Source organism: Streptomyces sp. CA-288835, assembly GCF_050936385.1.
Classification (GTDB): Bacteria; Actinomycetota; Actinomycetes; order Streptomycetales; family Streptomycetaceae; genus Streptomyces.
The window spans coordinates 5,842,312-5,863,562 of sequence record NZ_JBNJMW010000001.1 but is presented as its reverse complement, the minus strand read 5'-3'; the positions used below and the strand labels follow the sequence as shown (position 1 = coordinate 5,863,562).

Annotated in this window: 18 protein-coding genes and 1 pseudogene; 7 read left to right on the top strand and 12 right to left on the bottom strand. The window is 69.0% G+C overall.

What is annotated here, in order from left to right; all coding sequences use genetic code 11:
* Positions 1–14 precede the first annotated feature (14 nt).
* On the bottom strand, positions 15–1,778 hold the full coding sequence (locus tag ACQEVY_RS26720; protein ID WP_432951969.1) for a hypothetical protein: 1,764 nt from the start codon (positions 1,776–1,778) through the stop codon (positions 15–17).
* A gap of 254 nt (positions 1,779–2,032) precedes the next feature.
* Here ACQEVY_RS26720 and folP point away from each other — a divergent pair, with 254 nt between their 5' ends.
* From folP to ACQEVY_RS26695, 5 genes are all read left to right on the top strand, one after another.
* Positions 2,033–2,911, top strand: coding sequence for a dihydropteroate synthase (gene folP / locus ACQEVY_RS26715; RefSeq protein ID WP_432951968.1), 879 nt, complete (start codon positions 2,033–2,035; stop codon positions 2,909–2,911).
* A complete protein-coding gene (locus ACQEVY_RS26710; RefSeq protein WP_432951967.1) occupies positions 2,908–3,447 on the top strand; it encodes a nuclear transport factor 2 family protein in 540 nt (179 codons plus the stop codon). The genes folP and ACQEVY_RS26710 overlap by 4 nt, the downstream gene beginning before the upstream one ends.
* Positions 3,448–3,683: 236 nt before the next feature.
* Complete coding sequence (folB, locus tag ACQEVY_RS26705) at positions 3,684–4,043, top strand: dihydroneopterin aldolase (RefSeq protein ID WP_328770798.1); 360 nt, start codon at positions 3,684–3,686, stop codon at positions 4,041–4,043.
* On the top strand, positions 4,040–4,651 hold the full coding sequence (gene folK, locus ACQEVY_RS26700; protein ID WP_432951966.1) for a 2-amino-4-hydroxy-6-hydroxymethyldihydropteridine diphosphokinase: 612 nt from the start codon (positions 4,040–4,042) through the stop codon (positions 4,649–4,651). The genes folB and folK overlap by 4 nt, the downstream gene beginning before the upstream one ends.
* 58 nt (positions 4,652–4,709) lie before the next feature.
* The gene (locus ACQEVY_RS26695) at positions 4,710–5,195 is read left to right on the top strand and encodes a DUF3180 domain-containing protein (protein ID WP_432951965.1); all 486 of its coding nucleotides are present in this window, start codon (positions 4,710–4,712) and stop codon (positions 5,193–5,195) included.
* 183 nt (positions 5,196–5,378) lie between these two features.
* Here ACQEVY_RS26695 and folE read toward each other — a convergent pair whose 3' ends face one another.
* The 6 genes from folE to dacB all read right to left on the bottom strand — a co-directional run bounded on the left by folE (position 5,379) and on the right by dacB (position 13,170).
* Complete coding sequence (folE, locus tag ACQEVY_RS26690) at positions 5,379–5,984, bottom strand: GTP cyclohydrolase I FolE (RefSeq protein WP_432951964.1); 606 nt, start codon at positions 5,982–5,984, stop codon at positions 5,379–5,381.
* A 192-nt stretch (positions 5,985–6,176) separates the two neighbouring features.
* Positions 6,177–8,219 (bottom strand): ATP-dependent zinc metalloprotease FtsH, encoded by a 2,043-nt coding sequence (gene ftsH / locus ACQEVY_RS26685; RefSeq protein ID WP_432955409.1) that lies wholly within the window; start codon positions 8,217–8,219, stop codon positions 6,177–6,179.
* 204 nt (positions 8,220–8,423) lie between these two features.
* Positions 8,424–8,984 (bottom strand): hypoxanthine phosphoribosyltransferase, encoded by a 561-nt coding sequence (hpt, locus tag ACQEVY_RS26680; RefSeq protein ID WP_344387954.1) that lies wholly within the window; start codon positions 8,982–8,984, stop codon positions 8,424–8,426.
* Positions 8,985–9,063: 79 nt separating this feature from the next.
* A complete protein-coding gene (gene tilS / locus ACQEVY_RS26675) occupies positions 9,064–10,125 on the bottom strand; it encodes a tRNA lysidine(34) synthetase TilS (RefSeq protein WP_432951963.1) in 1,062 nt (353 codons plus the stop codon).
* Between the two features lie 172 nt (positions 10,126–10,297).
* The gene (locus ACQEVY_RS26670) at positions 10,298–11,425 is read right to left on the bottom strand and encodes a zinc-dependent metalloprotease (protein WP_432951962.1); all 1,128 of its coding nucleotides are present in this window, start codon (positions 11,423–11,425) and stop codon (positions 10,298–10,300) included.
* 185 nt (positions 11,426–11,610) lie between these two features.
* A complete protein-coding gene (gene dacB / locus ACQEVY_RS26665; protein WP_432951961.1) occupies positions 11,611–13,170 on the bottom strand; it encodes a D-alanyl-D-alanine carboxypeptidase/D-alanyl-D-alanine endopeptidase in 1,560 nt (519 codons plus the stop codon).
* A 79-nt stretch (positions 13,171–13,249) separates the two neighbouring features.
* On the opposite strand from dacB, the gene ACQEVY_RS26660 reads away from it, so the two are divergent.
* Both ACQEVY_RS26660 and ACQEVY_RS26655 read left to right on the top strand, forming a co-directional pair.
* A complete protein-coding gene (locus ACQEVY_RS26660; protein WP_355780971.1) occupies positions 13,250–13,741 on the top strand; it encodes an inorganic diphosphatase in 492 nt (163 codons plus the stop codon).
* Between the two features lie 171 nt (positions 13,742–13,912).
* On the top strand, positions 13,913–15,550 hold the full coding sequence (locus tag ACQEVY_RS26655) for a threonine/serine ThrE exporter family protein (protein WP_432951960.1): 1,638 nt from the start codon (positions 13,913–13,915) through the stop codon (positions 15,548–15,550).
* A 157-nt stretch (positions 15,551–15,707) separates the two neighbouring features.
* On the opposite strand, the gene ACQEVY_RS26650 is transcribed toward ACQEVY_RS26655, so the two are convergent.
* From ACQEVY_RS26650 to ACQEVY_RS26630, 5 genes and pseudogenes are all read right to left on the bottom strand, one after another.
* Positions 15,708–16,691, bottom strand: coding sequence for a DedA family protein (locus ACQEVY_RS26650; protein ID WP_432955407.1), 984 nt, complete (start codon positions 16,689–16,691; stop codon positions 15,708–15,710).
* 172 nt (positions 16,692–16,863) lie between these two features.
* Positions 16,864–18,378, bottom strand: a complete 1,515-nt coding sequence (locus ACQEVY_RS26645) for a hypothetical protein (protein WP_432951959.1) — start codon at positions 18,376–18,378, stop codon at positions 16,864–16,866.
* Positions 18,375–19,091, bottom strand: coding sequence for an ATP-binding cassette domain-containing protein (locus tag ACQEVY_RS26640; protein ID WP_432951958.1), 717 nt, complete (start codon positions 19,089–19,091; stop codon positions 18,375–18,377). The genes ACQEVY_RS26645 and ACQEVY_RS26640 overlap by 4 nt, the downstream gene beginning before the upstream one ends.
* A 297-nt stretch (positions 19,092–19,388) precedes the next feature.
* Positions 19,389–20,135 (bottom strand): annotated as a pseudogene (locus ACQEVY_RS26635) (ABC transporter permease).
* An 86-nt stretch (positions 20,136–20,221) separates the two neighbouring features.
* Positions 20,222–21,208 (bottom strand): ATP-binding cassette domain-containing protein, encoded by a 987-nt coding sequence (locus ACQEVY_RS26630; RefSeq protein WP_432951957.1) that lies wholly within the window; start codon positions 21,206–21,208, stop codon positions 20,222–20,224.
* Positions 21,209–21,251: the final 43 nt, after the last annotated feature.

Below are 21,251 nucleotides of genomic sequence, written 5' to 3'. Positions count from 1 at the left end.
ATTGCCGCTGACGCTCAGGAAACCGCGCTCCGCAGTTCCGCCACGTCGATCTGCTCGGTCTCGTCGTGCGCGGTCAGGTCGATGACCTGCTGGCCGACGCCCCGGGACTCCTCGTCCGCGGGCTTGAACTGCGCCTCGGACTCGGCCTTGTGGAGAGCGAGCGCCTCCTGGCCCACCACGTCGGCGAGGTCCTCGTTCTGTACGGCCTCCAGGGCGGCCTGGGACGCCTCCTGCTGCGTACCGAAGAAGTCGAAACCGCCCTCTACGGAGGGCCGCCGTACTGGAGAGGCAGGAACGACCGCCACGGCCTTGGGCACGGTGAAGTGCCCGGAGGGAAGGCCGGCCTGGTGGGCGGGCCTCAGATCTGCTGCCTTGGTGGAGGACGCGGCGGGCGCCGGTGCGGCTGCGGTGGCGGGGGTTTCGGCGGGCGTCGGTGCGGCTGTGCGGGCCGGGGACTCGGCGGGCGTCGGGGCGTTCGCGGCGGCCGTGCGCTCATGGCTGCCGACCGCCTGGGGCTTCCCCTGCGTCGCCTCGCCCTCCTTCCCGGCCTCGCCCGTCGTGGGGGCCTTCTTGCGGGAGCCGCCCTTCGGCGAACCGCCTGGCGTGGGCCCGCCCTTGCCGGGGCCGCCCGCCGGGGGCGCGCTCTTCGGCGCACCGGGCTTCGCGGGGGCACTCTTGGCCGCGGCCTTCGCGGGGGCGGCCTTCGGGGACTTGCCGGGCTCGGGCTCGTCGGAGGCCGAACCGCCTTCAGGGGAGCCGCTGTTCGGGGACTCGTTGCCGTCGGGTGTGTCTGCCGCCGGGGCGCTGTCCGTGGGGCTGTCCACCTCGGACGAAGCGGTCGCGTCCTCCGAAGCGTCCAACTCGGACGAACCGGTCGCGTCCTCCGAAGCGTCCAACTCGGACGAACCGGTCGCGTTCTCCGAAGCGTCCGATTCAGGAGCGTCCGATTCAGGAGCGTCCGTAGCGGAATCGTCCTCTGCCGAAACGTCCGTAGCGGATACGCCCGTTGCGGAAGCGTCCTCTGCCAGCGCGTCCTTTGCGGATGCCTCCGTAGCGGATGCGTCCGTCGCCGCCACGGCCTCCGGCGAACTGCCCTCCGCCGAACCGCCCTTCGTCGCTTCGTCCTTCGTAGCCCCGTCCGTCCAAGGCTCGCCCTCGGCCACATCCACGTGCGTGGTGGCCGCCTCTGCCAGCCGGTCCAGCGCCGCGTTGGCCTTCGCGTAGAGCACCGAAGCCGCGGCGCGGGCGGCCGGAGCGGGCTTCTCGGTGGCCTCGGCCACCGGGTCCGCCGAAGCCGCCGCGGGCAGGGCACGAGCCGGAGTCGTCGCCTCTATGGCGAGGCGGCGGCGGCTCTCCAGGACGCTGGCCCGCTCCGTCTCCGCGGTGGCGTACCGCCGCAGCAGGGCGGCGTGTTCGTTACGCAGCCCCTGGAGCTCCGCCCGCTTCTCGCGGAGCCGGTGCTCCAGCTTGGTGCGCAGCTCGCGCGACTCGTCGAGGTCGGTCTCGAGCTCGGCGACCCGCTCCTCGTGGCGCCACTCGTCGCTCGCACGCGCGCGCGTGAGGTCCGCGACGCGTTTGCCCGCGGACACGTCCCAGTGGCGCATGACGACCGCGCCCACGACAGCCGTCGCCGCGGCGCCCGCGGCCAGTCCGCGGAGCACCCACGCGTCCGAGAACAACCAGGGCCCGGCGGCGCAGACGAGCGAGACGCCTGCGATCGCCGAGGGGGGCAGCAGCCGGTGCAGTGGTGGGGAATGACGGTGACGTCCACGTGGCATGGCCAGAAACTTACCGCGCGTAGGCGAATCTTGGAGCCCCGCCCCGTAAAAACCCAGCCACTTCCGGGGATTGACACCACCTCAACACTCAGAGGTCACGCGAAACAGTCACTCCAGTGACAGCGGCACCGCACAGAGGCCCGACAGACGCGCGCGTATGCAAACGCTCCGGCCACCACACGAGGGGGTCACCGCCGGACCCCCTCGGCCCCCGTGGACGAACCGGTCCGACGCCAGAGGCCTACGCTGGGCGTATGACCAAGAACAGCGGGCGAGGCCAAGTGGCAGGGCTCCCGGCATGGGACCGGTGCGCCGTCATGGGGGTCGTGAACGTCACGCCCGACTCCTTCTCGGACGGCGGCCGGTGGTTCGACACGACGGCAGCCGTCAAGCACGGCCTCGACCTGGTCACGGAGGGCGCGGACCTGGTCGACGTGGGCGGCGAGTCCACCCGCCCCGGCGCCACCCGCGTCGACGAGGCCGAGGAACTCAAACGCGTCATCCCGGTCGTACGCGGTCTCGCCTCCGAAGGCGTCACCGTCTCCGTCGACACCATGCGCGCCTCCGTAGCCGAGCGTGCGCTCGCCGCAGGCGCCGCCCTCGTCAACGACGTCAGCGGCGGTCTCGCCGACCCCGCGATGATCCCGGTCGTCGCGGACTCCGGCGCCCCCTTCGTGGTCATGCACTGGCGCGGCTTCCTGGAGGGCGGAAACGTCCAGGGACGGTACGAGGACGTCGTCTCCGAAGTCGTCGACGAGCTGCACGCGCGCGTGGCGGCCGTTCTCGAGGGAGGCATCGCCGCGGACCGCATCGTCGTCGACCCGGGCCTCGGCTTCTCCAAGGAGGCCGAGCACGACCTGACGCTCCTCGCCCACCTCGACCGCCTCCTGGGCCTCGGCCACCCCGTACTGGTCGCCGCGTCCCGGAAGCGGTTCCTCGGCCGCGTACTGGCCGGGCCACAGGGCGCACCGCCGCCCGCCAGGGAACGCGACGCCGCCACCGCCGCCGTCTCCGCGCTCGCCGCCCACCAGGGCGCGTGGGCGGTCCGCGTGCACGAGGTGCGGGCCACCGCCGACGCGGTCCGGGTGGCCAGGGCCGTGGAAAGCGCCCGGGCGGCAGAAGGAGCCCTGTGAGCGCACCCCGCACCGACGTCGAAGAGGTCGCCCGCGTCAACACCGCCTTCTACGAGGCGATGGAACGAGGCGACTTCGAAGAGCTGTCGACGCTCTGGCTCGCCCCCATGGACATCGACGGAGCCGAACACACCGCGGATCCCGAAGACCTGGAGGATGCCGAAACCACCGAAGCCACCGACCGGGGCACCGAGGTCTCCTGCGTCCACCCCGGCTGGCCCGTACTGACCGGCCGCGGCGAAGTGCTCCGCTCGTACGCGCTGATCATGGCGAACACCGAGTACATCCAGTTCTTCCTGACGGATGTGCATGTGTCCGTCATCTCCGACACCGCCCTGGTGACCTGCACCGAGAACATCCTCAGCGGCGGCCCGGCCCCGGAGGACAGCGACGAACTGGGTCCGCTGGTGGGTCAGCTCGTCGTCGCCACGAATGTGTTCCGGCGCACATCCGATGGCTGGAAACTGTGGTCGCACCATGCCTCCCCCGTGTTGGCCGAATCCGGCGAGGAAGAGACCGACGACTCGCCGTCCTGAGTGGGTAGGGGCCAAGTAGTGGTTGGGATCGCGTGGCCCCGGGTATGGGCGGGGACCAGCCCGTGAGCCGCCGGGTCCCTCCAGCCGAACAGCCGATGAAACCTCCTGGCCTGCGCCCCGGCCCGAGCCCCGGTGACGGAGCGTTGTCAGTGCTCGCAGGTAGATTCGACTGTGGCTGGTGTGCCGACCACACATGGCGGTGACCGCTGTTACCGACGACTGCAGGAGTGATTCGCGTGGATCGTGTCGCGCTGCGCGGCCTGAAGGCCCGCGGGCACCACGGTGTCTTCCCCAGGGAACGCGAGGAGGGCCAGACCTTCATCGTGGACCTTTCGCTGGGCCTGGACACCCGGCCGGCCGCTGCCGACGACGACCTGGCGAAGACCGTGCACTACGGCATAGTGGCCGAGGAGGTCGTGGCCGTCGTCGAGGGCGAGCCCGTGGATCTCATCGAGACGCTCGCCGAACGCATCGCTCAGGCGTGTCTGAAACACGACGGGGTCCAGGAGGTCGAGGTCTGCGTCCACAAACCGGACGCGCCGATCACCGTCCCCTTCGACGACGTGACCGTCACCATCACCCGGAGCCGAGTATGACTGCCTCGTTGACCGAGGGTCAGAGCGACCCGACCGTACAGCCGGTGCCCGCCTCCGTCGTGGAACAAGTGGACGCCGCCGACACCACCCTGCACAACCCCAAACGGGCCGTGCTCTCCCTCGGCTCGAACCTCGGCAACCGCCTGGAGACGCTCCAGGGTGCCGTCGACGCCTTGGAGGACACTCCCGGCGTACGCGTCAAGGCGGTCTCTCCGGTGTACGAGACGGAGCCCTGGGGCGTGCAGCCGGACAGCCAGCCGACGTACTTCAACGCGGTCGTCGTCCTGCGCACCACGCTCCCCCCGTCCTCCCTGCTGGAGCGGGCGCACGCGGTCGAGGAGGCCTTCCATCGCGTACGGGACGAGCGTTGGGGCCCCCGCACGATCGACGTGGACATCGTCGCGTACGCCGACATGGTCTCCGACGACCCGGAGCTCACCCTCCCCCACCCGCGCGCGCACGAGCGGGCCTTCGTCCTCGCCCCCTGGCACGACGTGGAGCCGGACGCCCAGCTCCCCGGTGTCGGCCCGGTGGCCGGGCTGCTGGCCGCCGTCCCCCAGGAAGGTGTCGCGCCCCGCGCCGACCTGGAACTACAGCTGCCCGACTAGTCGTTAAGGTCTACCGGATCACCTACCGGACCATCTCCGGCTGCGACGAAGGGGCATCGTGAAAGAGCTGCGCATCAGGACGCTGGCCGGCGTGTTCGTGGTCGCCGGCGTGCTGTCCTGGGCGGGCGCCCGCCTGTGGAACGCGGTGGGCACGCTCCCCCGCGTCCCCCTCGCCGCCCCCATCGTCCTGGCCCTGATCGCAGTGGTCCTCCTGGCCACGGCACTCTCGCTGAGAGCCCGCCTCAAGGCCCAACGCGAACGCCGCCCAGGCGCCACAGGCGTCGACCCCCTGGCAGCGGCCCGAGCGGTGGTTTTCGGCCAAGCCAGCGCCCTGGTAGCCGCCCTGGTAGCCGGCATGTACGGCGGAACAGGCGCCTTCCTCCTGGAGTCCCTGGACATCCCGTCCCGCCGCGACCAAGCGATCTACGCCGGCTTCTCAGTCCTGGCAGGAATCGCAGTAATAGCCGCAGCCTTCTTCCTAGAGCGAGTCTGCAAACTCCCGGAGGACGAAGACACAAACGGCAACGCGGCACCGGCGGCGTAAGGCACGACGAGGGGCCGCGCCCCGTAGGGGCGCGGGGCTGTATCAATCTGCGGCTCCGCCGCGCGGGCGCGCTCAGCGCCCCTTTAGGGGCGCGGGGAACTGCGCGACAAGCCACAACGAACCCGCAGCCCCACACGAACAACAACCAGGCAGACGCGACGGAGCTCTCAGCTCACCCGAGGCTCACCGAGCCAGGATGAGGCTCATCGCCTCGGAACGAGTGGTGGCATCCCGCAACTGCCCACGCACAGCAGACGTCGTCGTCTTCGCCCCCGGCTTACGTATCCCCCGCACCGACATACACATGTGCTCGGCCTCGATGACCACAATGGCGCCCCGCGCCTCAAGAATCCGCATCAGCGAATCGGCGATCTGCGTGGTGAGTCGTTCCTGCACCTGCGGCCGCCGCGCGAACACCTCCACAAGCCGCGCCAGCTTCGACAGCCCGGTGATCTTCCCGGTCTCGGCCGGGATGTACCCGACATGGGCGACCCCATGGAACGGCAGCAGATGATGCTCACACAGCGAGACGATCTCGATGTCCTTCACCAGGACCATCTCGTCATGCCCCAGATCGAACGTCGTCGTCAGCACATCCTCCGGCTCCTGCCGCAACCCGGCCAGCAGCTCCCGGTACGCCCGGGCCACCCGCCCCGGCGTCTCCCGAAGCCCCTCCCGGTCCGGGTCCTCACCGACCGCGATCAGCAACTCTCGTACGGCATTCTCGGCGCGCTTCTCGTCGAACTCGCCGACCTCGCCCTCGCCGTCCAGCCTCACGGGGTCGATCATCTGGTGCCTCGTTCCTGTGCCTCCACGCGTACGGATCACGCGCTGCATGTACGGGCATACGAATATGCCGCGCCCCCCAGGCTAGACCAGGGGGGGCGCGGCATCTGTTCCGGGCCAATTGAGGCCAGTGTCCCGAAGGGACCCCTTGAGGGGTGGTGGTCGGGAGACGGGCGGGAGGACCGGCAGGGTGGGTCAGCTCTCGGGACGATCCTCCGGAGTCGGCTCGGCCACCGGAAGTGCCGCCTCGGCGGCAGGGTTCGACTTCGCGGTGATCGCCGGCGCCGCACCGTTCGCCCCGTTCGTCAGCGACAGCTCCTTGGGGGAGAGCACCGGCGGGCGGGTGGACGGAGTGCGCCTGGAGGAGCCGGTCCACGCGGGGCGGGCCGGACGCTTGACGATGGGGGCGAAGATCTCGGCGATCTGCTCCTTGTTCAGCGTCTCCTTCTCGAGCAGCGCGAGGACCAGGTTGTCGAGGACGTCGCGGTTCTCGACCAGGATCTCCCAGGCCTCGTTGTGCGCCGTCTCGATGAGCTTCTTGACCTCTTCGTCGACGAGCGCGGCGACCTCTTCCGAGTAGTCGCGCTGGTGAGCCATCTCACGTCCGAGGAAGGGCTCGCTGTTGTCGCCGCCGAACTTGATCGCGCCGAGACGCTCGGTCATGCCGTACTGCGTGACCATCGCTCGCGCGGTGGCCGTGGCCTTCTCGATGTCGTTCGCCGCGCCCGTGGTCGGGTCGTGGAAGACGAGCTCTTCGGCCGCGCGTCCGCCCAGCATGTATGCGAGCTGGTCGAGCATCTCGTTGCGCGTGGTCGAGTACTTGTCCTCGTCCGGGAGCACCATCGTGTAGCCGAGAGCACGGCCTCTGGAGAGGATCGTGATCTTGTGGACCGGATCGGAGTTCGGTGAAGCCGCCGCGACCAGGGCGTGACCACCCTCGTGGTACGCGGTGATCTTCTTCTCCTTGTCCGACATGATCCGGGTCCGCTTCTGCGGGCCCGCCACCACACGGTCGATCGCCTCGTCCAGCATGTGGTTGTCGATCAGCTTCTGGTTGCTGCGCGCGGTGAGCAGCGCAGCCTCGTTCAGCACGTTCGACAGGTCGGCGCCGGTGAAGCCCGGCGTACGACGCGCCACTGCGGACAGGTCGACGTCCGGCGCGACCGGCTTGCCCTTCTGGTGAACCTTGAGGATCTCCAGACGGCCCTGCATGTCCGGGCGGTCGACCGCGATCTGGCGGTCGAAACGGCCGGGGCGCAGAAGCGCCGGGTCGAGGATGTCGGGCCGGTTCGTGGCGGCGATGAGAATCACACCGCCCTTCACATCGAAGCCGTCCATCTCGACGAGCAGCTGGTTCAGCGTCTGCTCGCGCTCGTCGTGACCACCGCCGAGACCGGCACCGCGGTGACGGCCCACCGCGTCGATCTCGTCGACGAAGACGATCGCCGGGGCGTTCGCCTTGGCCTGCTCGAACAGGTCACGGACCCGGGAGGCACCGACACCCACGAACATCTCGACGAAGTCGGAACCGGAGATCGAGTAGAAGGGAACGCCCGCCTCACCCGCGACAGCACGCGCGAGTAGCGTCTTACCCGTACCGGGCGGGCCGTACAGCAGTACGCCCTTGGGGATCTTCGCCCCGACGGCCTGGAACTTGGCCGGCTCCTGGAGGAACTCCTTGATCTCGTGGAGCTCCTCGACGGCCTCGTCCGAGCCCGCGACGTCGGAGAACGTCGTCTTCGGGGTGTCCTTGGTGATGAGCTTGGCCTTGGACTTCCCGAAGTTCATGACTCGGGAGCCGCCGCCCTGCATCTGGTTCATCAGGAACAGGAAGACGACCACGATGAGGACGAACGGCAGCAGGGAGAGCAGGATCCCGACGAACGGGTTCTGCTTGGACGGCGAAACGGTGTAGCCGTCCGCGATCTGCTTGTCCTCGTACTTGGTCTGCAATGTGTTGGCGAGATTGGCGCCCTGGTCGCCGATGTAGCTCGCCTGGATCTTTGAGCTGCCCTCGACCTTTTCGCCGTCCTTGAGCTCGACCTTGATGATCTGCTCGTCGCCGGTGGTCAGCTTGGCCGACTCGATCTTGTTGTCACTGATCGCCTGGACGACCTGGCCGGTGTCCACCGTCTTGTAGCCGCCGGACGAGCCGACGACCTGCATCAACACGACCACGGCAAGGACGGCCAGCACGATCCACATGACCGGCCCACGGAAGTATCGCTTCACGTCCATCCATACGGAGCGGTGCCGCCCCGTCCCTCCTGCCATAGTGAGTTTGATAAGACTGTTTTTGACGGTACCCCAGCATTGTCACCCGAAGCCGCACGGTCCGGCTGACAAACCCGTCTACGCATGCTCCAACGGCGCGGAACCCGCAAGGGTTCCCGGACCGTCTTCACACGGAGCGTGGGGTTCGCCACTCTCTACGAGAGTGCCTCAACCACCGTAGACATGAGGCGCGAGCGTACCGACGAACGGCAGATTCCGGTACTTCTCCGCGTAGTCGAGGCCGTAGCCCACGACAAACTCGTTCGGGATGTCGAAGCCGGCCCACTCCACGTCGATCGCGACCTTGGCGGCCTCCGGCTTGCGCAGCAGCGTGCACACCTTGAGCGAGGCGGGCTCGCGCGAGCCGAGGTTGGAGATCAGCCAGGACAGCGTCAGACCGGAGTCGATGATGTCCTCGACGATCAGGACGTGCTTGCCCTTGATGTCGGTGTCGAGGTCCTTCAGGATCCGCACGACGCCGGAGGACTGCGTACCCGCGCCGTACGAGGACACGGCCATCCAGTCCATGGTGACGGGGGTGGACAGAGCGCGCGCCAGGTCCGCCATGACCATCACGGCGCCCTTGAGGACTCCGACGAGCAGCAGGTCCTTGCCCGCGTACTCCGCGTCGATCTTCGCGGCCAGCTCGACCAGCTTCGCGTCGATCTCTTCCTTGGTGATGAGCACCGACTTGAGATCGGTGCCCATGTCTTTCGCGTCCACCCGCATCACTTTCGGTCGTCCCGCATGTATGGCGGCCACTCGGGCCGCCCACGGCCCCCGCAAGGGACCGGCGGAAGGCCCGCATTCAGCCTTGCCGAATCACCAGTCTGCCACCCTGCCGTTGGGCGACGACTTTGCCCGGCAGGTTGATGGCTCCCTGGCCGCGCCAGCCGGTGATCAGCCGGTCGATCTCCTCGATGTGCCGGGCGAACAGTGAACCGGCGGGCGCCCCGGCCTCGATGGCGGCGCGGCGCAGAATCCGGCGGCGCACGGCGGGCGGCAGCGCGTACAGCTTGGCGCATTCCAGGAGGCCGGCGGCGTCCCGCACGGAGGCCTCGGCCTGGCGGGCCCACGCGTCGAGGGCGTCGGCGTCGTCGCGGGACAGCTGTGCCGTACGGGCGAGGGCTTCGACGACGCCCTTGCCGAGCGCCTTCTCCAGGGCGGGCAGGCCCTCGTGGCGCAGGCGTGACCTCGTATAGGCCGGGTCGGAGTTGTGCGGGTCTTCCCAGACGGGGAGCGACTGGACCATGCAGGCCTTGCGGGCGGTGTGCCGGTCGAGCTGCAGGAAGGGGCGGCGGTAGCGGCGGGCGGCTCCCGGGCCTCCGGAGACGGCGGCCATGCCGGACAGGGAGCGGATGCCGGAGCCGCGGGCGAGTCCGAGCAGTACGGTCTCGGCCTGGTCGTCACGGGTGTGGCCGAGCAGGACCGCGGCGGCGCCGTGGCGCTCGGCGGCGGCGTCCAGGGCGGCGTACCGCGCGTCCCGGGCGGCGGCCTCGGGCCCTCCCTCCCGGCCTACGGAGACACCGATGGACTCGACGGGGTCAAGGCCGAGTTCGGTGAGTCTTACGACGACTTCGGCTGCGCGCAGGTCGGAGCCGGGCTGCAGACCGTGGTCAACGGTGATGCCACCGGCGCGGATGCCAAGTTTGGGGGCTTCGAAGGCGAGGGCCGAGGCGAGCGCCATGGAGTCGGCGCCGCCGGAGCATGCCACGAGCACGAGCGGCGGGGGCGACTGCTCGTGCGCGGTGTCGGAGCGCTCAGTGTCGGGTTGGGCGGGCGTGTGGTCGGTGAGGACGTCGTGGAGGATCTCGTGGAGGACGCGGCGGACCGCCAGGCGTATCGCCGCGACCGCTGGATGGGGACCCATGTCCGGTTCCCTTCATGAAATTGTCGGGGGTGAGCCCGATCTTCGGTCACGCAGAGTGCCTAGATGGTGACAGAAACGGGCCGTTCCCCGAGCATTGCACGCCTACCCATGCCCCACGGTCCCTCGGACGGGTGATAGCGGGGGCGCTCACCTGCCCTCGGCCGGATTCAGTTCACGACTCTGCCTTGCGGTGCACCCGCGCAACCCAATCCGCCGGTTTGGAGATCTCCGACTTGGTGGGGAGTGTGTTCGGCGAGGTCCACACGCGGTTGAACCCCTCCATGCCGACCTGGTCCACGACCGCCCGTACGAAACGCTCCCCGTCCCGGTACTGGCGCAGCTTGGCGTCAAGCCCGAGCAGCTTGCGCAGCGCCAGGTCGAGGCGGGAGGCCCCGCGCTGGCGGCGCTGCTGGAACTTCTCGCGGATCTCGGCGACGGACGGGACCACGGCGGGCCCCACGCCGTCCATCACGAAGTCCGCGTGGCCCTCCAGGAGGGACATCACGGCGGTCAACCGGCCGAGGATCTCCCGCTGGGCGGGCGTCTGGACGATCTCGACGAGGGACCGGCCGCCGTCGTCGCCCTCCTCGCCCTCGGGACGGCTGCCGGCGAGGGTCTGCGCGGCCTCCCGGATGCGCTCGAGGACCGTCATGGGGTCGACCTCGGTCTCCTCCAGGAACGACTGGATTTCGCCCTCGAGGTGGTCGCGCAGCCAGGGCACGGCCGTGAACTGCGTCCGGTGCGTCTCCTCGTGCAGACAGACCCAGAGCCTGAAGTCATGGGGCTGTACGTCGAGTTCGCGCTCCACGTGCACGATGTTCGGGGCGACCAGGAGCAGCCTGCCGCCGCCGTTCTCCCCCGCCGGGAGTTCGCGGGTCGCCGGGGCGAAAGTCTCGTACTGGCCGAGCACCCTGGAGGCCAGGAACGACAGGAGCATGCCCAGCTCTACGCCGGTGACCTTGCCGCCGACGGCGCCGAGGACGGCTCCGCCCGGCGAGCTGCCGCGACGTTCCTGCATCTTGTCGAGCAGCGGTTTGAGGATTTCCCGGAACCCAGCGACGTTCGCCCGGACCCAGCCCGGGCGGTCGACGACGAGGATCGGGGTGTCACGCAGGTCCTCGCTGCCCATCTGCGTGTACTCGCGGACGTGCTGCTCCGACTCTTTCGCATGCCGGCGCAGCTCCGCGACGACGGCCCTGGCCTCGTCGCGACTCACCTCTGGGCCCGGCCTTACGAGCCGGGTCGCGGTCGCCACCGCGAGATTCCAGTCGACCATCTCGGCACCACCGATGCTCGTCATGCCCTCAACCGTACGTGAGCGCTGCCGCTGGGTGCAGGGTGTGGGGTTCGTGGGGGTTCCTGGTTGCAGCTCGGCTGCGGGTGCGTTGTGGTTGCTCGCGCCCACGCGGCGGAGCCGCATATGTCACAGCCCCGCGCCCCTGAAAGGAGGGCCTGCGGCCCCCTTTCAGGGGCGCAGCCGCTCCCTCACGCGCCGCAGCCGCAGTTCGCCAGTGCCGAAGCCGCGCCGTCCAGTGCCTTTTGCGTTGCCGCTGGGTCCGTTGGGTGGTCCGTAGACGTCAAGAAAGCGAAGGCCAGTAGGCGGCCCTCGGAGTCCACCACCGTGCCGGCCAAGGCGTGTACGCCCGTCAGCGTGCCCGTCTTTGCTCGTACGACTCCTGTGCCGGGCTGGTCCGTGTAGCGGTTGCGGAGGGTGCCGGTGAAGCCTGCTACTGGGAGGCCGGTGAGGGCGGGGCGGAGTTCGGGGTGGTCGGGGGCGGCTGCCTTGGCGAGGAGGGCGGTGAGGAGGTTCGCGGTGAGGCGGTCGGCTCGGTCCAGGCCGCTGCCGTCTGCGAACTTGACGCCTTCCAGGGGGAGTTCGAGCTTCTTCAGTTGCGTACGGATCGCCGCCGAGGCGCCTTCGAAGCTGGCCTGTTCGCCGGAGGCCAGGGCGGTCTGGCGGGCCAGGGCCTCGGCGATGTCGTTGTCGCTGTTGGTCAGCATGCGCTCGACCAGGGCGGACAGGGGCGGGGACTCGACCTTCGCGAGCGTCTCCGCGCGGCCCGTCGCCTTGGAGGGGCCGGGGGACTTGGTCTTGATGCCGCGGTCCTTCAGGAGGGCCGCGAACTGGCGGGCCGCGTCCGCCGCCGGGTCCCTGCTGCGGTCTGCCGGGCCGGAGGACGAGTCGTCGAGGCGGCCCTCGTCGGTCATCAGGGCGGTGACCGGCGCGAGGTTGGCGTTGTCGGGACCGATGGGGTGCAGCGCGGGGCCGTCGTACAGCGTGGTGTCGTACGAGAGCGTCACCGCGTCCAGCTTGCGGGCCTTGAGTGCGTCGGCGGTCTTGTCGGCGAGCGTACGCAGGCTGGCGTTGCCGTTCGCTTCCTTGCGGGCGGTCAGGGTGGGGTCGCCGCCGCCGACCAGGACGAGTTCCTTGGTGCCGGGTTCGAGGGCTGTGCGGGTCGCGATGCGGTGGTCGGCGCCTGTGGCGGAGAGTGCCGCGACGGCGGTGGCGATCTTCGTGGTGGAGGCCGGTGTCAGCGCCTCGTCGGCGGCCCTGCCGTACAGCTGTTTGCCGGTGGCCACGTCGACGATCGCGGCCGTACGTTCCGAACCCAGCGAAGAGTCGTCGAGCAGAGGGCCGAGGACGTCGCCGAGGGCCTTTTCGGTGGGCGCGGAAACGGAGCCGGTCGTGCCCCCGAGTCCGGCGAGTACAGAGGGGGCGCTGGGTGCGGGACGCGGCGCCTTCGGAGCCGTACCGGATCCGGTGCCGTGATCTGCACCACCTGACCCCTCCCGCGATGCCGCAAAGTCCCGCTCGGCCGTACGCTGACCGCTGGAGTCCCAAGGGCCGGCCGCGGTCACCACGGTTGCCGCGAGTGCGAGGCCGAGGAGGGCGGCGCCCGCCGTGAACTGCACGGTGGTCAACCGTGCGAACCACGGTCGCCTGACGGCTTCCACGGCCCGTACGAGCCACGGCCACACGGCCCGTGCGAACCGCTCCATTTGCGGTCGCGCGGCCCGCCAAGCCTTCAGCTCCGGCACGGACACCAACCCCTTTCGCGATCACACACCTGCGTGAGGGACACTTAACCACCAGACGTATGTGTTGATCATGGAGGAGCCACCGGTGGAGTTCGACGTCACGATCGAGATTCCGAAGGGTTCGCGGAACAAGTACGAGGTGGACCACGAGACCGGTCGGATCCGCCTGGACCGTCGACTCTTCACCTCGACCAGCTACCCGGCCGACTACGGCTTCGTCGAGAACACCCTCGGCGAGGACGGCGACCCGCTGGACGCCCTCGTCATCCTGGACGAGCCGACCTTCCCCGGCTGCCTCATCCAGTGCCGCACGATCGGCATGTTCCGTATGACGGACGAGGCCGGCGGCGACGACAAGCTGCTGTGCGTCCCCGCGCACGACCCGCGCGTGGAGCACCTCCGTGACATCCACCACGTTTCGGAGTTCGACCGTCTGGAGATCCAGCACTTCTTCGAGGTCTACAAGGACCTGGAGCCCGGCAAGTCCGTAGAGGGCGCCAACTGGGTGGGCCGCACGGACGCGGAGGCCGAGATCGAGCGCTCCTACAAGCGGTTCAAGGAGAGCGGCGGCCACTGAGGCCAAGTGATGTACCGGCGGGCCGCGTGACCCAATGGGTGACGCGGCCCGTTCGTGTGTTCTTTCGTGTGTTCTTGCGCTGAGGCGTACATCAGAGATACGGCGTATGGGGGACCCATACGAGAACGGACGTATCAGAAACGGACGTATTGAGAAGTGGGGCGGGAGCTGGTGGCTGAGCCGGACGCGGAGGACCGTAAGCCGCAGTCGGACGAGGCGAGGAGCGCGTTCGCGCCGCCGAGCGGAGTGGCAGCGGCCTTCGAGGACGAGTCGCATACGACGTCGGAGTTCGCGATCCCGGAGGGTCTCGCGCCGCCCGAGCCGCCGTCCGCCGAGCGCGCGGGCTCGGCGTTCAACGCCCCGCGTACGTACCGGGCGCCCGCCTTCACCCCGCCGACCGGCATCCCCGTGGTCAAGCTGACCAAGGAGGTGCCCTGGCAGGACCGGATGCGCACGATGCTGCGTATGCCGGTGGCCGACCGGCCCGTCGCCGAGCCCGTCCAGCGCACGGAGGACGACGGCGGCCCGGCCGTCCCGCGCGTGCTCGACCTGACGCTGCGTATCGGCGAACTGCTGCTCGCGGGCGGCGAGGGCGCCGAGGACGTGGAGGCGGCGATGCTCGCCGTCTGCCGCTCGTACGGCCTGGACCGCTGCGAGCCGAACGTCACCTTCACGCTGCTGTCCATGTCGTACCAGCCGTCCCTGGTGGACGACCCGATCACCGCCTCGCGGACGGTGCGGCGCCGGGCCACCGACTACACGCGGCTCGCGGCCGTGTACCGGCTCGTCGACGACATCAGCGACGACGAGACCGAGGTCTCCCTGGAGGAGGCCTACCGGCGGCTCGCGGAGATACGGCGCAACCGGCACCCCTATCCCGGCTGGGTACTGACCGGCGCCGCCGGGCTCCTCGCGGGGGCGGCCTCCGTGCTCGTCGGCGGTGACGCCATCGTGTTCGTCGCCGCCGCGCTCGGCGCGATGCTCGGCGACCGGCTCGCATGGCTGTGCGCGGGGCGCGGGCTGCCGGAGTTCTACCAGTTCACGGTGGCCGCGATGCCTCCGGCCGCGATCGGCATCGCGCTCACCCTGGCACACGTCGACGTGAAGTCGTCCGCGGTGGTCACCGGTGGGCTCTTCGCGCTGCTGCCCGGGCGGGCGCTGGTCGCGGGCGTCCAGGACGGGCTGACGGGCTTCTACATCACCGCCGCCGCACGCCTGCTGGAGGTCATGTACTTCTACGTGGGCATCGTCACCGGGGTTCTGCTGGCGCTGTACTTCGGGGTGAAGCTGGGCGCGGAGCTGGATCCGGATATCGCCGTGAGCAGCTCCCAGCAGCCCGTGGTGGCGATCGTCGCCTCGATGCTGCTGGCGCTGGCCTTCGCCGTACTGCTCCAGCAGGAACGATCCACCGTCCTGATGGTGACCCTCAACGGTGGCGTGGCCTGGTCGGTGTACGGCGCGATGCACTACGCGGGCGAGTTGTCGCCGGTCGCCTCCACGGCTGTCGCGGCGGGGGTGGTGGGGCTGTTCGGGCAGTTGCTGTCGCGCTTCCGGTTCGCTTCTGCCATGCCGTATACGACGGCGGCGATCGGGCCGTTGCTGCCGGGTTCGGCGACGTACTTCGGGCTGCTGTCCATCGCCCAGAGCGACGTCGACGCCGGCCTTGTCAACCTGTCCAAGGCCGCCGCCCTCGCGATGGCCATCGCGATCGGTGTGAACCTCGGCTCGGAGATCTCCCGGCTGTTCATGCGGCTGCCGGGGGTTTCTACGGAGGGGCGGCGCGCCGCCAAGCGGACGCGAGGGTTCTGACGCCGGGCGCCTTATAGCTCGGGGCTATCGGTTCGCTGGCGACTGCGGGTTCGTCGTGGCTGGTCGCGCCCACGCGGCGGAGCCGCACATCGATACAGCCCCGCGCCCCTTACGGGGGCCTCCGGCCCCCTCAGCGCGCGGAACTGCCCGCGTCCGCTCAGCCCTGCGGGTAGTCCTGCCCCTGGCCGTACGGGTAGCCCTGGCCCTGGGGATATTGCTGGCCCTGCGGGTACTGCTGACCCTGCGGGTACTGCGCGGCGTAAGGCGGCTGGCCCTGCTGCTGCCCGTAGCCCCCCTGGTCCGAGCCGTACGGGGGCTGCTGTTGCGGCTGCTGCTGCGGGTAGCCCTGGCCGCCTTGGGGGCCGTATCCCTGGCCTTGGCCCTGGTGGCCGTATGCGCCCTGGTCCTGGCCCTGATGGCCGTACGTCCTCTGGTCCTGATGGACCGGTGGCACAGCGCGCAGCTGCGTCGTCGCGTCGTCCATCGCGGGCGGTGCCTCCGGAGCCTGCTGCGGGCTCTTCTTCGACTTACCGCGGGCCTTCAGGAGCTCGATGATGATCGGGAGTACGGAGAGGAAGACGATCAGGATGAGGATCGCCTCGATGTTCTTCTTCACGAAGTCGATCTGGCCCAGCCAATGGCCGAGCAGCGTGACGCCCGCGCCCCAGAGGACGCCGCCGATGATGTTGAACGTGAGGAACGAGCGGTACCGCATGCCGCTGACGCCCGCGATGATCGGCGTGAACGTCCGCACGATGGGCACGAAGCGGGCCAGTACGAGGGACTTGGGGCCGTACTTCTCGAAGAAGTCGTGGGCCTTGACCACGTTCTCCTGCTTGAAGAAGCGTGAGTCCGGGCGCTTGAACAGCGCGGGCCCCACCTTCTTGCCGAACATGTAGCCCGCCTGGTCACCGAGGATCGCGGCAACACAGATCAGCACGACGGCCGCCCACAGCGGGAAGTCCAGCGTGCCCTCGGCGATCAGCAGTCCCGCCGTGAACAGCAGCGAGTCACCCGGCAGGAAGAAGCCGATGAGCAGGCCCGACTCGGCGAAGACGATGACCAGGAGGCCCCAGATACCGAACGCGTCGAGGAGATAGTCCGGATCCAACCAGCTTGGTCCAAGGGCAAGCGTCACGATCCGGGCTCCTGAAGGGTGAAGGGAAGATGCAGGCGGTTCTGCTTCGGGCGACTAAAGCTATCAACGCAAAGCGCCTACGCCGGGTTCCACCGACCCTTCCAGGATGCACTGTGAGACAACTGGGACAACCTGGAGGCCGCCCACCGTCCAGCCAACGGTACGGACGTCCAGGTCAGTTGCCAGGCACCTCGTTGAGGAGCTGGTCACGGCGCTCAGCGCGGCCCCTATGGCGGCCGTCATGACCGACCGTGCCGTGAGCATTCCTTCTCCTCGACTCGCTGGTGTGGATTCCTTGCACCGCGTACAGGACGAATGCGACGGCCGCCCCGGCGAGGCAGGACATCACCGCCCAGGGCGGGAGATTGAGCATGCCGAGCCCGATCAGTGACACGCCCAGCACGATGGTGACCACGGACAGCCCCAGGAACACGGAGAACGGATTGTCCTTCTCCGCCGGGAACACGATGCTGATGCACGTGGTCATCACCGCCCCGCCGACGCAGCTGGCCAGAGCCGCCGCGCTGGAGAGAAAGCGGTCCGGGTGGATCGCCGACGTGAGCGCGAGAGCGGGCACGGCGAACACCGTGAGCAGGACCAGCTGCGCCCGTATGAGCCGTGCGTAGACCCGCCAGGCCGACGCCCGAGCGCCGGGCAGCATCCGTAGCGGCTGGGTGGCGGTGAACTGGTACAGGCCGCCGAAGGACAGGGCGGCAAGGCCCCACATCGGGTTCATCGAGGGTTTGGCCAGCAGGAGGTAGCCGAAGACCGCGAGGGCCATCGCGGCGGCGGCAACCGTCTGTGCGCTGCGCAGCAGACACCAGTCATACGGTCCCAGAACGCCTCGCAGCCGCACGCTTCCGGACAGTTTCAGGTAGCGGGACTGGCGAACGTGCTGGTTCGGGGCGAGCGCGAAGACCAGGGCCGTGAGTACGGCCGACAACGCCACCGCGGCGGCCAGGGTCAGCCAGGGCCCGTGCTCGTTCCACGCCCAGGACACCGACGTGATCCACGTGTACTCGGTCCGTTTGTCCAGGTACGCCTCGGAGATGTCCCGGATCATCGGTGTCATCTGCGCGGAGTAGGAGACCAGCAGCGCGAAAAGGACGAGCACGTTGAGGATGCCCGCCATCCGGCTGAGCCCCATCAGCATCCACATCCGGGTCAGCAACTGGTACACAACGGACAGCGCCAGGTAGGTCAGGGCGACCGGCACGATGATCGATGCCGTGATGTATCCGGTCGCGGACGGGCCCAGCAGGATCAGCGCGCTCACTGCGAGGGAGACCAGGCCTGCGGCGGCCACGACGGCCGTCATCGCCGCTTCGTACATGAGGAACGCCGCCGAACGCTCCCGGTTGGTGACCGACAGCTGATAACTGAGCTGGAGCATCCCCTCGGCGTTGATGAACAGCACCTTCACCAGCAGGAACGCGATCTGCACCCACAGCAGCAGCGACACCGTCGAGGTGTTGAACAGCAGCCGCCACACGCGGGCTTCGTCGGCCAGCGGGCGCAGGAAGTAGTACGAGCCGGTGCACATGACGCCCAGCAGCAGCACCGCCACGACCATGACGAACACCCGGACCGGGGTCGATTTCAGGACTCCGGCCCGCAGCACCCGGCGGCGGAAGAAGACGAGGAGCATCTGGGCCAGGACCGCGGACTGCCGCAGCCGTACCGCCGTCATCGCTGGGACGTTTCGAGGTAGTCGAAGACCATGGCGGCCAGCGATCCATGCTCTTCGACCAGGTCCTTCGTCGGCTCGTCGCACACCACGTGGCCCAGGTCGAGGAAGAGGGTGCGGTCGGCCAGGCGTTCCAGTACGGCGAAGTCGTGGGTGCACAGCAGGATCGAGCGGCCCGCGTCGCGAACCCGCCGGAACTCCTTCTCGGCGAGGTGCAGCGCTTCCAGGTCGATGCCGTTGAGGGTCTCGTCGATGACGGTCAGCGGCCGGCGCATGACGAGCGCGGACACCAGCTGCGTCTTCTTGCGCATGCCGTGGGAGTAGTCCTCGATGAGATGGTCGTAGCGACCATCCATGGAGAACCGGCGGAACAGACCGATGGCCTCATCGTGATCGACATCGAGGTCGAACAGCTTGCCCATCATGGAGATGTACTCGCGGGCCGTGAGGAACTCGGGCAGGTAGTCATTGCTGGACAGATACATGCCCAACTGCTTCGCCTCGGGCCGTACGTGCTCATGGCCGCCGATACGGACTGATCCGGCCTGCAGGCGTACGAGGTCGAAGATGTTCCTGATCAGCGTGGACTTGCCGGACCCGTTGGGCCCGACGAGACCGACGATCGCGCCTTCCTCGACCGTGAAGGACACGTCCTGCAGCACGTTGACCGTGCCGTCATAGGAATAGCTGACGTCGTTGACGCGCAGAAGAGCCACCGGCTGTCTCAATTTCGATCCCCCGTTACGACGGGCAAGCGCGCCCGTTCGTCGACTGCACATGGCCCGGACGGTTTGGTCAGAACCGCCGGTTTGTGGCAGCAGTCACCTTAGGCATGGCCTGAACTGCCCGGCAAGATAGTGCCGTTGGGCTGACACCCAGGCAAAAGCCGCAGATGAACCCCGGCGGAATCACGCGCGAACAGCGCCGCGACCCGACCCGTCACGAACGACCGGAGCCCCGAACGCCTTCCGACGACGTCCGGGGCTCCCGCGCGAGACCACACGCTTCCCTGCCTACCGGCTGAGCCGCCCGAACCTCCGTACCGCCAGCGGGAAGAACACCGCCACCAGCGCCACCGGCCAGGCCACCGCCAGCAGTTCGGCGTTCTCAGCGGCCCAGGAGGAGCTGCCCGAGGGGGTGTTGCCGAACAGGCCGCGCACCGCCTCGGCCGTGGCCGACATCGGGTTCCACTCGACGACGGCGCCCAGCCAGGACGGCATGGACTCGGGTGTGGCCAGGGCGTTGGAGAGGAAGGCGACCGGCCAGATCAGGATCTGTACGGCCGTCACCAGCTCCGGCTTGCCCGCGACCATCGCCAGATGGATGCCGATCCACAGCATCGCGAACCGCAGCAGAAGCAGCAGCCCGATCCCGGCGAGCAGCGCCCCGAACGACCCGTGCCAGCGCCAGCCGATCATGAGTCCCACGCTGATCAGCACAAGCAGCGAGACGAACGACTGGAGCATGTCGGCGACCGCACGGCCCACCAGGACCGCGCCGTTGGTCATCGGCATGGACCGGAACCGGTCGATCACGCCCTTGTTGAGGTCCGTGGTCACCGCGACCATCGTGGCGTCGAGGCCGAAGGCCATGGTCATCGCAAGCATGCCGGGCACCAGGAATTAGACGTACTTCCCCTCGATGCCCGCTCCTCCACCGATGAGATAGCTGAACATCAACATCAGCATCACGGGGAAGACGAGGCCCACCACGACCTGCACCGGCTGCCGCGCCCAATGGGCGAGTTCGCGCCGGGTCATGGTCCAGCAGTCGGTGAGGACGTACGTCCACGCACCGTCACGGCTCGTCTCGTACGTCGCCACGCGGCTCTCTTCGTACGTCGTACTCACACGGCCTCCTTCACAGCGTGATCGCGGTGCTCGTCCCCTGTGGATCCCGCGGGGTCGTCTCCCGTGAGGTGCAGGAACACCTCGTCCAGCGTCGGCCGCCGCAGGGCGATGTCCTCCGCCACGATCCCGGCCTCCTCCAGGGCGCGTACGGCCCCGGCGAGTGCCGCCATACGGTCGGTGACCGGGGCGCTGAGGAGGCGACGGTCGGCGTCCACGGAGATGTCGTCCTTGTCGAACGGCAACAGAGCCACGGCGGCACCCAGTTGGCCGCCGTCCCACAGGACCACGTCGATCCGGTCGCCGCCCGTCTTCGCCTTCAGCTCGTCCGCCGTGCCGTCAGCGATGACCCGGCCCCGGTCGACGACCGAGATGCGGTCCGCCAACTGGTCGGCCTCCTCCAGGTACTGCGTGGTGAGCAGTACCGTCGTGCCGCCGCCGACCAGGGAGCGCACCGCGCCCCACACCTCCGCGCGGCCCCGCGGGTCGAGCCCTGTCGTCGGTTCGTCCAGGAAGAGCACCTCCGGCTCGGTGATGAGGGAGGCGGCGAGGTCCAGCCGGCGCCGCATGCCGCCGCTGTACTGCTTCACCGCCTTGCGGCCCGTGTCCGCGAGACCGAAGCGCTCCAGGAGTTCGTCGGCCCGCACGCGCGCGTGCCGGGCGCCCAGGTGGTAGAGGCGCCCGAACATCTCCAGGTTCTGCCGTCCGCCGAGTTCCTCGTCGAGCGCGGCGTGCTGGCCGAGCAGGCCGATGCGTCGCCGTACCCGGCCGGCCTCCCGTACGACGTCGTACCCTGCTACCTCCGCACGCCCCTCGTCCGGCCGCAGCAGCGTGGTCAGCACGCGTACCGCGGTGGTCTTGCCGGCTCCGTTCGGCCCGAGCAGACCGTGCACGGTGCCGCCCCGCACCGCCAGATCCAACCCGTCCAGGGCCGCCTTGTCCCCGTATCGCTTCCGTACGCTCTCGACGACGATCGCGTCGGTCATCCGGCTCCCTTCGATTCAGCTTAGTCAAACTTGACTAGCAGCT